Here is a 9946-nt window from a genome sequence, read left to right on the forward strand (position 1 = left end):
GGCGTCGGCCTGCGCGGCGGCGACGGCCGTCGACTCGTCGATCGTCAGGTGCGCGGCGACCAGCCGCCTGCTGCCCCGCGCGTGCAGGAGCGGGGCCAGGATCGCCCCGTACAGGGCGTTGCGCGAACCCAGCAGGGCAGCCGTGGCCACGGCGGCCCCGGGGGCACCACCGGCGCCGAGGACGCCGATGAACGCGAACTGGGACCCGCCGGTGAACATCAGGGTGCTCAGCGCCACGGTCTGCCACACGTCCAGTCCCGCGGTGACGGCCAGCGCCCCGAACGAGATGCCGTACAGCCCGGTCGCGGTCGCCACCGACACCGCCTGGCGGACGAGTCTGCCCTCGTCCCTGGTGACCGTCACGCCGTCATTATCGTGGGCGTCCGGGCGGACCTACGATGTCCCCCATGCCCACGAGCCCTGACGGCACAGCACCCGGCACCACCACCCCGTACGAGGACCTGCTGCGGCGGGTCATGGACGAGGGCGTGCCCAAGTCTGACCGCACCGGCACCGGGACCCGCAGCCTGTTCGGCCAGCAGATCCGGTTCGACCTGGCGGCCGGGTTCCCCCTGGTCACGACCAAGCGGGTGCACCTGCGCTCGGTGGTCCTGGAGCTGCTGTGGTTCCTGCGGGGGGAGTCCAGCGCCCGCTGGTTGCAGGAGCAGGGCGTGAGCATCTGGGACGAGTGGGCCGGCCCCGACGGCGACCTGGGTCCGGTCTACGGCGTGCAGTGGCGGTCGTGGCCCACGCCCGGCGGTGACCACGTCGACCAGCTCGGCCAGGTGATCGAGAACCTCCGCACCGACCCCGACTCCCGCCGGCACGTGGTCTCGGCCTGGAACGTCGCCGACCTGCCACGCATGGCGCTGGCGCCGTGCCACGCGCTGTTCCAGTTCCACGTGGCCCAGGGGCGCCTGTCGTGCCAGCTCTACCAGCGCAGCGCCGACATGTTCCTGGGCGTCCCGTTCAACATCGCCTCCTACGCGCTGCTGACCCACATGGTCGCCCAGCAGACCGACCTGGACGTGGGGGAGCTGGTGTGGACCGGTGGCGACTGCCACGTCTACGACAACCACGTCGACCAGGCTCGCGAGCAGCTGTCCCGCGAGGCCTACGCCTTCCCGACCCTGCAGCTGCGCCGCGCCCCGTCCATCGACGCCTACGGCTACGACGACGTCCAGGTGGTCGGGTACCGCCACCACCCGGCGATCAGCGCGCCCGTCGCGGTCTGAGGTCACCGTGCTCTCGATGATCTGGGGGTGCTCACGCTCGGGCGTCATCGGACGTGACGGGCAGCTGCCCTGGCACCTGCCCGAGGACATGAAGCGGTTCCGGGACCTCACCTCGGGCGGGACCGTGGTGATGGGCAGACGCACGTGGGACTCCCTGCCCGCGCGCGTGCGGCCGCTGCCCGGGCGCCGCAACGTGGTGCTGTCACGCTCACCCGCACCCGTTGACGGGGCCCTGCTGGTCCCGGACCTCGACGCGGTCCTCACGCTGGTGGGAAGCGACCACGCGTGGGTGATCGGCGGCGGTGAGGTGTACCGGGCGCTGCTGCCCCGGGCCGCGCGGGTGGAGGTCACCGAGGTCGACGTCGACGTCGACGGCGACACCTACGCACCGGCCCTGGACGAGGGCTGGGTCGTGGACTCCGAGGACCCGGACGAGGGCTGGCACACGTCCCGCACCGGCCTGCGCTACCGGTTCCGGACCTTCGTCAGGACTCCTCGTCCCGGCGTACGGCCCCAGGCCTCACGGACGGCCGACGGGCGCTAGTTTGGGCCCATGACCTCAGGTGCACCCCCTCGACCGTTCGGCTCGCTGCTCACGGCCATGGTGACGCCGATGAAGGACGAGGACGGCGCCGTCGACGTCGACGCCGCCCGGGCGCTGGCCGCCCACCTCGTCGACAACGGGCACGACGGCATCGTCCTGAACGGGACGACCGGTGAGGCGCCCACCACCCACGCACCCGAGAAGGCCTACCTGGTGCGGGCCGTGGTCGAGGAGGTCGGCGACCGTGCGGTGGTGCTCGCCGGCGCCGGGTCGAACGACACCGTGCACGCGGTCCGCATGGCCGAGCAGGCCGCCGAGGCAGGCGCCCACGGCCTGCTGGTCGTGACCCCCTACTACTCCCGCCCCTCCCAGGAGGGCATCTACCAGCACACCCTCGCGGTCGCCGACGCCACCGACCTGCCCGTGATGCTCTACGACGTCCCGGCGCGGACCGCGGTGCGCTACGCACCCCAGACGCTGGACCGTCTGGCCGAGCACCCGAACGTCGTGGCCGTCAAGGACGCCACCGCCGACCTGCCCGCGGCCCTGCGGAGCATCCGCCGCACCGGTCTGGCCTGGTACTCCGGGGACGACGCGTTCCTGCTCCCGTTCCTGTCCGTGGGCGGGTCCGGCCTGGTGAGCATGACCGGCCACCTCGCCGGCCGCCGGCTCGCGACCGTCATCGAGGAGTTCGACCGGGGTGAGGTCCGTGCCGCCACCGAGCGGTTCGCCGACCTGATGCCGTTGGTCGACCTGATCTGCAGCACCGGCAACGGCGCGCTGCGGTGCAAGCTCACCCTCTCCCTCCTGGGCCTGATCCCGTCGGCGGCGATGCGCCTGCCCCAGGTCCCCGCCGCCCAGGACGAGGTGGACGCCGTCCGCACGATCCTCGTCGCAGAGGGGCTGCTCGACACCGCGGAGGCCTGATGTCCCACCCCCACCCCGAGCTGGGGCCACCCCCGGAGCTCCCCGACGGCGCGCTGCGCGTGGTCCCGCTGGGGGGCCTGGGCGAGATCGGCCGCAACATGACCGTCCTGGAGCACCGCGGCAGACTCCTGGTCATCGACTGCGGCGTGCTCTTCCCCGAGGACCACCAGCCAGGTGTCGACCTGATCCTGCCGGACTTCGACCACATCGCCGACCGGCTCGACGACGTCGAGGCGATCGTCCTCACCCACGGCCACGAGGACCACATCGGGGCCGTCCCCTACCTACTCAGGCTGCGCCCCGACCTGCCGTTGGTGGGGTCGCCGCTGACCCTGGCGTTCGTCGAGGCCAAGCTCCGCGAGCACCGCATCACGCCCTTCAGCCTGACCGTGCGCGAGGGTGACCGGGAGCGGCTGGGGCCGTTCGACTGCGAGTTCGTCGCGGTCAACCACTCGATCCCGGACGCGCTCGCGGTCGCGGTGCGGACGTCGGCCGGCATGGTGCTCCACACCGGTGACTTCAAGATGGACCAGCTGCCGCTCGACGGGCGGATCACGGACCTGCGTGCCTTCGCCCGCCTGGGGGAGGAGGGGGTGGACCTGTTCCTGGTCGACTCCACCAACGCCGAGGTCCCCGGGTTCACGGCGCACGAGCGTGAGATCGGGCCGGTCCTGGACCAGGTGATGGCGGGGGCCGGGCGGCGGGTGATCGTGGCGTCGTTCGCCTCCCACGTCCACCGTGTGCAGCAGGTCCTGCACGCGGCAGCCGCGCACGGCCGCAAGGTCGCGCTGGTGGGCCGCTCGATGGTCCGCAACATGGGTATCGCCGCCCAGCTGGGCTACCTGGACGTCCCGGACGGGGTGCTGGTGGACGTGCGGGCGGTCGACGACCTGCCCGAGGACCAGGTGGTCCTGATGTGCACGGGGTCCCAGGGCGAGCCGATGGCGGCCCTGTCGCGGATGGCGAACCGGGACCACCGGGTCGAGGTCGGGCCGGGTGACACGGTCGTCCTCGCCTCGTCCATGATCCCGGGGAACGAGAACGCCGTGTTCCGGGTGATCAACGGCCTCATGCGGCTCGGGGCCGACGTCGTGCACCAGGGCAACGCCCGGGTGCACGTCTCCGGTCATGCGAGTGCCGGGGAGCTGCTGTACTGCTACAACATCCTGCGCCCGCGCAACGTGATGCCGGTGCACGGGGAGGTGCGGCACCTGGTCGCCAACGGGGAGATCGCGGTGCGGTCGGGGGTCGACCGTGACCGGGTCGTCCTGGCCGAGGACGGCGTCGTCGTGGACCTGGTGGACGGCAGAGCCGAGGTCGTGGGTGCGGTGCCGTGCCGGTACGTGTACGTCGACGGGTCGGCGGTGGGCACGTTGACCGATGCCGAGCTCAAGGACCGCCGGATCCTCGGTGAGGAGGGGTTCGTCTCGATCTTCGCGGCGGTCGACACCGCGACGGGCGCGGTGGTGGCGGGCCCCCAGATCCTCGCGCGCGGCTTCGCCGAGGACGACGCCGTCTTCGAGGACGTCCGCCCGGAGGTCGCCCGGGCGCTGGAGGAGGCGGCTCTGGGTGGTGCCGCCGACCCCCAGCAGCTCCAGCAGGTGATGCGCCGGGTCGTGGGCCGCTGGGTGTCGAACCGGTTGCGTCGCCGACCCATGATCGTCCCGGTCGTCGTCCAGACCTGACCCGCGGACCGGAGTCCGGTCGCCCTCGACGCCGTACACCCGTTCGGCCGGTCCTCCGGGCCCTGGTGGGTGGTGGCCGGTACGGTGAGCACCATGGCCACCCGTACGTCTTCCCCTGGACGCAACGGCACCGCACGTTCCTCGAGCGGCCGTGCGCCGACTCCCCGTGCCGGTGGCACGTCGGGAGGCCGCGCGCCACGCCGCGGTGCCGCACCGGAGCCGCCCCGGCGTTCGCTGCCGGTCCGGGTCGTGCGGGGGATCTGGATGGGCACGGCCCACGTCGTGGGTGGCACGGCCCGCTCCGTCGGTCGGGGTGCCAAGGACCTCGATCCCGCGCACCGCCGGGACGGGTTGGCGTTCACCCTGCTGGGTCTGGCGGTGGTGGTGGCTGCCCGTGAGTGGTGGGGGTTGTCGGGCACGGCCGGGGACGTGGTCCACGCGGTGGTGGCGGGGACGTTCGGTGTGGTCGGTGTGGTCGTGCCGGTTCTGCTGCTGTTCTCGGCGGTGCGGTTGATGCGCCACCCCGAGCGCGTCCAGGCCAACGGTCGCATGGGGATCGGCACCGCGGCCGTGCTGCTCGCCGTGTGCGGACTGGTGCACCTGGGCGCGGGCCTGCCGGCGCCGGGCGAGGACCTGGACGCGGTCCGCCGTGCCGGCGGTGTGCTGGGGTACCTGATCGCGACCCCGTTGGACACCCTGGTCACGGCGTGGGTCGCGGTGCCCCTGCTGGCGCTCCTCGCCGGGTTCGGGATCCTGGTGCTCACGGCCACCCCCGTCCACCAGGTGGGTCCCAGGCTCCGCGCCGGGTACCGGCGGCTGACGGGCGCGGACGGGCCCGAGGTCGATCCCGATGACCTGGCGAACCTCCCGACCCTCGCCCAGCAGCAGGAGGCGGAGGGTGCCCCGCGGCGCAAGGGCGCCAGGCGTCGTCCGCGCCGCCCGGCGCCGGAGGAGGACGCCACCGTCGAGCTCGACCAGTTCGCCGGCGACGAGGCCTTCGAGACCGCTGCCATGACGGCGCCGGCAGATCCGGCTGCTGAGGACCCCGACGAGGCCGCCACCCAGGTGATGGCTGCGACCGGGCGTCCGGCGGGCACGGCTGCCGACGACGAGGCGACGACGGTCATGGGGTCGGTGGGTGATCTGGTGCCCCCGCCGTCGGACCCGATGCCCCGCGGGGAGCAGCCGATGCTCGAGGGGGACGTGGTGTACACGTTGCCCCCGGACTCGTCCCTGGCCAAGGGTTCGCCGCACAAGGTGCGGTCGGCGGCGAACGACCGTGTGGTCGAGGCCCTGAGCACGGTCCTCGACCAGTTCGGCGTGGACGCGAAGGTCACAGGGTTCAGCCGGGGTCCCACCGTCACCCGGTACGAGGTGGAGCTCGGTCCGGGGACCAAGGTCGAGCGTGTGACGGCGCTGAGCCGGAACATCTCGTACGCGGTGGCCAGCGCCGACGTGCGGATCCTGTCGCCGATCCCCGGCAAGTCGGCGATCGGCATCGAGATCCCGAACGCCGACCGTGAGACCGTCGCCCTGGGGGACGTGCTCCGCTCGTCCGTGGCCCGGCGCACCGAGCACCCGATGGTCATGGGCGTGGGCAAGGACGTCGAGGGCGGCTACGTGGTGGCCAACCTCGCCAAGATGCCGCACCTGCTGGTCGCGGGTGCGACCGGTGCGGGCAAGTCGAGCTTCGTGAACTCGATGATCACCTCGATCCTCATGCGGGCGACGCCGGACGAGGTCCGCATGATCCTGGTCGACCCCAAGCGCGTCGAGCTGACGCTCTACGAGGGCATCCCGCACCTGATCACCCCGATCATCACCAACCCCAAGAAGGCCGCCGAGGCCCTGGAGTGGGTGGTCCGCGAGATGGAGTCGCGGTACGACGACCTCGCGACCTTCGGCTACAAGCACATCGACGACTTCAACGCCGGCGTCCGCTCGGGCAAGGTCAAGCCCCTGCCCGGCAGCGAGCGCAAGATCGCCCCCTACCCGTACCTGCTCGTGATCGTCGACGAGCTCGCCGACCTCATGATGGTGGCCCCCCGGGACGTGGAGGCCTCGATCCAGCGGATCACCCAGCTCGCGCGTGCGGCGGGGATCCACCTGGTGCTCGCCACGCAGCGGCCCAGCGTGGACGTCGTCACCGGGTTGATCAAGGCGAACGTCCCGTCCCGGCTCGCGTTCGCGACGTCCTCGCTCACCGACTCCCGGGTGGTGCTCGACCAGCCCGGCGCCGAGAAGCTCATCGGGCAGGGTGATGCGCTGTTCCTGCCGATGGGGTCGGCGAAGCCGATGCGGGTCCAGGGCGCGTGGGTCGCCGAGAGCGAGATCCACGCGGTCGTGGAGCACGTGAAGGAGCAGCTCAAGCCGACGTACCGCGAGGACGTGACGGCCGTCGCGCCCAAGAAGCAGGTCGACGAGGACATCGGTGACGACCTGGACCTGCTGCTGCAGGCCGCCGAGCTGGTCGTGACCACCCAGTTCGGTTCGACGTCGATGCTGCAGCGCAAGCTCCGGGTCGGGTTCGCCAAGGCGGGACGGCTGATGGACCTGCTGGAGTCGCGCGAGATCGTGGGCCCGTCCGAGGGGTCCAAGGCCCGGGAGGTGCTGGTCCAGCCGGACGACCTTCCCGGCACCCTCGCGATGCTGCGCGGCCGGGACCCGGCGCCGTCCGGCGCACCGGACGCGGCCGCGGCGCCGGACGCCGACGAGGCCTAGATGGCCCAGATCCCGTCCGGCCCGGCGTGGTTCGCCGCGGCCGTCGTCGTGGCGGCCCTGTGCCTGGTCCTGGTCGTCCTGTGGTGGCGTGCCCGCGTCGCTGCGGGCCGGCTCGGTGCCGACCGGGTCACCGCTGCCCAGGCTCGGGCCCGGCTGGAGGCTGTGCTGTCGGCAGGCAGGGAGGGGCTGGTGGTCCACTCCCCGGCCGGGGTGGTGCTCGAGGTGAACGCTGCGGCTGCCGCCGCGATGGGCGTGAGCCGCAGCGAGGTGGTGGGACGGCGCCTGACCGACCTGCCGGTCACCTGGGTCAACGACGACGGCGAGCAGGTGGCGGTCGCCGCGGTGTTCGCGCGACGGCCCCCACCGGCCCCCGGCGACCTCGGTGCCTACTCGGTGGGACTGGTGCAGCGGGGCGGGTCCGCGCCGCACTGGGTCCAGCCCGCGACGAGCGAGCTGGCCGACGAGCAGGGGACGCCGCAGCTGGTCACGACGTTCACGGACATGACGGGGCCGCGGGAGGTCCGGGCTGCCCTGGCCCGGTCCGAGCTGCAGTTCCGCGCCGCGATGGAGAACGCGCCGATCGGGATGGCGCTGATGGACCCGCAGTGGTGCCTGGAGGAGGTCAACCCGGCGTTCGCCGTGCTGCTGGGCACCGTCCCGGAGGCCTTGGTGGGGCGCGACCTGTCGTCCTTCTCCCATCCTGAGGACCGGGCGGCTGAGAGACGCGCGGTGGGGCGGTTGCTGTCCGGGCACGACGAGCGGTTCACGCTCGACAAGAGGTACCTGAGGGCGGACGGCAGCACGGTGTGGGTGTCCTTGGACGTGGTCCTGGTCCGGTGCCCGGACGGTCGACCGGACCACTTCGTGACCCAGGTGACGGATGTCACCGAGCTCCGGACCCAGGCCGAGATGCTGGCCCACCGCGCGGCCCACGACCCCCTGACCGGGTTGGCGAACCGTCTGCTGATGCAGGCGGTGCTGCAGAAGGCGGTGGAGCTGCCGGACGCCGTGGGCCGTGTCGCGGTGATCGTGGTCGACCTCGACGAGTTCAAGCAGATCAACGACCGGTACGGGCACGCGGCCGGCGACGCGGTTCTCACGCACGTCGCGGGGGTGCTGCGGGCCGCGACGGGCAGTCGGGGGACGGTCGCGCGCCTGGGTGGTGACGAGTTCGTGGTGGTGATCCACGAGGGGGACGCGGCTCGGGCGGGCTTCGAGGTCGCCGCCGGGATCCACCGAGGTCTGCGGACTCCGGTGCGGGTGGAGCGCACCAGGTTGCAGGTGCGGGCCAGCGTCGGGGTGGCGGTCGCCGATCACGACCTGGTGCAGCAGGGGCCGATGGCGCTCCTGGCCGCCGCCGACGCCGCCGTCTACCGTGCCAAGGCCGGCGGCCGGTCCCGGACGGAGGTGTACGACGCCTCGATGGCAGAACCCGACGGTGCGCCGCCCGAGGGGTCGGGGACCGAGCTCGGCGGGGCGATCGAGCACGGCCAGCTGGTGCTGCACTACCAGCCTGTGGTGGAGCTCGCGTCGGGACGGGTGGTCGGCCACGAGGCCCTGGTGCGCTGGCAGCACCCGGTCCACGGGCTCCTGATGCCGGGGGAGTTCCTGGACGCGGCCGGACAGGCTGGTCTCGGTGGTGCCCTCGGTTCCGCGGTGGTCAGGCAGGCGGTCGCCCACCTGGTCCGGGGCGCCACGCCGGGTTGGGTGTCGGTGAACCTGTCGGCCCAGCAGCTCAGCGACCCTGATCTCGTCGAGGGGGTCCTGGCGGAGGTCGGGCGCCACGGGATCGAACCCGGCCGACTGGTGGTGGAGCTCACCGAGGCGGGCCTGGAGCCCGATGGTCCGGTCCGGCACGGGTTGACGCGCCTGCGGGCGGCCGGTGTGCCGGTCCTGCTCGACGACTTCGGCACCGGCGTGTGGCCGCTGTCCTACCTGCGCGACATGCCGGTGGACGGGGTGAAGCTCGACATGTCGTTCACCGCGGGGATTCCCGCGGATCCTGCGGCGGAGCAGGTGAGCCGGGCCCTGGCGGCGTTGGCGCAGCAGATGGAGCTGGCGACGGTGGCCGAGGGCGTCGAGACCGAGGCGCAGGCGCTCGTGCTGCAGGAGGCCGGTTGGGTGCACGGGCAGGGTTGGTGGTTCGGCGAGGGCCGGTCCGAGCCGGTCACGGGACTGTGACCGGACGCGTCACCCGGGTGCACCCGCCTGGGACGTCGGGTGCACGGCGCACCCCCGCTGGACCGTAAGGTGTGTGCGTGGTCGCTGCGAGGACGTCGGTGTGGAACCTGGCCAACGGGGTGACCGTGGCTCGCATCGCCCTGGTGCCGTTGGTGCTGGTGGCTCTGCTCACCGACGACGGCACCGGCACACGCCGGTGGGTCGCTGCGGCGCTGTTCGCGCTCGCTGCGGGAACCGACAGGCTCGACGGGTACCTCGCCCGCCGCCTGGACCAGGTGACCGACTGGGGCAAGCTGGTCGACCCCATCGCGGACAAGCTCCTCATCGGGGGCAGCCTGGTGGCCCTGTCGTGGGTCGGTGACCTGCCGTGGTGGGTCACCGTCGTGGTCCTGGTCCGTGAGCTGGGGATCACGGCGATGCGTCTGGCGGTCCTGCGGTACGTGGTGATCCCCGCGTCGCGGGGCGGCAAGCTGAAGACCGTGCTGCAGTCGGTGGGCATCGGGCTCTTCGTCCTGCCGCTGGCGGCGCTCCCCGCCGTGGTCACGGTCGTGGCCTGGGTGGTGGTGCTGCTCGCGGTGGCGGTCACGGTGGTCACGGGGGTGGACTACCTGGTCCGCGGGTGGCGGGTGCGGCGGGCCGCGGTCCGCGAGCCG

8 protein-coding genes are annotated in these 9946 nt (G+C 72.7%); 7 read left to right on the forward strand and 1 reads right to left on the reverse strand.

What is annotated here, in order from left to right; all coding sequences use genetic code 11:
* Positions 1 to 363, reverse strand: a 363-nt coding sequence (locus N869_RS09640; RefSeq protein WP_035060819.1) for an AzlC family ABC transporter permease, incomplete at its 3' end; no start/stop codon positions are given.
* A gap of 35 nt (positions 364 to 398) precedes the next feature.
* On the opposite strand from N869_RS09640, the gene N869_RS09645 reads away from it, so the two are divergent.
* From N869_RS09645 to pgsA, 7 genes are all read left to right on the forward strand, one after another.
* Positions 399 to 1235, forward strand: a complete 837-nt coding sequence (locus tag N869_RS09645; protein ID WP_408606353.1) for a thymidylate synthase — start codon at positions 399 to 401, stop codon at positions 1233 to 1235.
* Between the two features lie 16 nt (positions 1236 to 1251).
* A complete protein-coding gene (locus N869_RS09650; RefSeq protein ID WP_035060824.1) occupies positions 1252 to 1779 on the forward strand; it encodes a dihydrofolate reductase in 528 nt (175 codons plus the stop codon).
* Positions 1780 to 1788: 9 nt separating this feature from the next.
* Positions 1789 to 2706, forward strand: a complete 918-nt coding sequence (gene dapA, locus N869_RS09655) for a 4-hydroxy-tetrahydrodipicolinate synthase (protein WP_035060807.1) — start codon at positions 1789 to 1791, stop codon at positions 2704 to 2706.
* Positions 2706 to 4391 (forward strand): ribonuclease J, encoded by a 1686-nt coding sequence (locus N869_RS09660; RefSeq protein WP_035060810.1) that lies wholly within the window; start codon positions 2706 to 2708, stop codon positions 4389 to 4391. The genes dapA and N869_RS09660 overlap by 1 nt, the downstream gene beginning before the upstream one ends.
* A 264-nt stretch (positions 4392 to 4655) precedes the next feature.
* The gene (locus N869_RS09665; protein WP_035060826.1) at positions 4656 to 7112 is read left to right on the forward strand and encodes an FtsK/SpoIIIE family DNA translocase; all 2457 of its coding nucleotides are present in this window, start codon (positions 4656 to 4658) and stop codon (positions 7110 to 7112) included.
* On the forward strand, positions 7113 to 9293 hold the full coding sequence (locus N869_RS09670; protein ID WP_035060813.1) for a sensor domain-containing protein: 2181 nt from the start codon (positions 7113 to 7115) through the stop codon (positions 9291 to 9293). It begins immediately after the preceding gene.
* A gap of 77 nt (positions 9294 to 9370) precedes the next feature.
* Positions 9371 to 9946 (forward strand): CDP-diacylglycerol--glycerol-3-phosphate 3-phosphatidyltransferase (gene pgsA, locus N869_RS09675; protein ID WP_035060816.1); only part of this gene is annotated, 576 nt, incomplete at its 3' end.

The organism is Cellulomonas bogoriensis 69B4 = DSM 16987 (genome assembly GCF_000767165.1).
GTDB classification, from domain to species: domain Bacteria; phylum Actinomycetota; class Actinomycetes; order Actinomycetales; family Cellulomonadaceae; genus Actinotalea; species Actinotalea bogoriensis.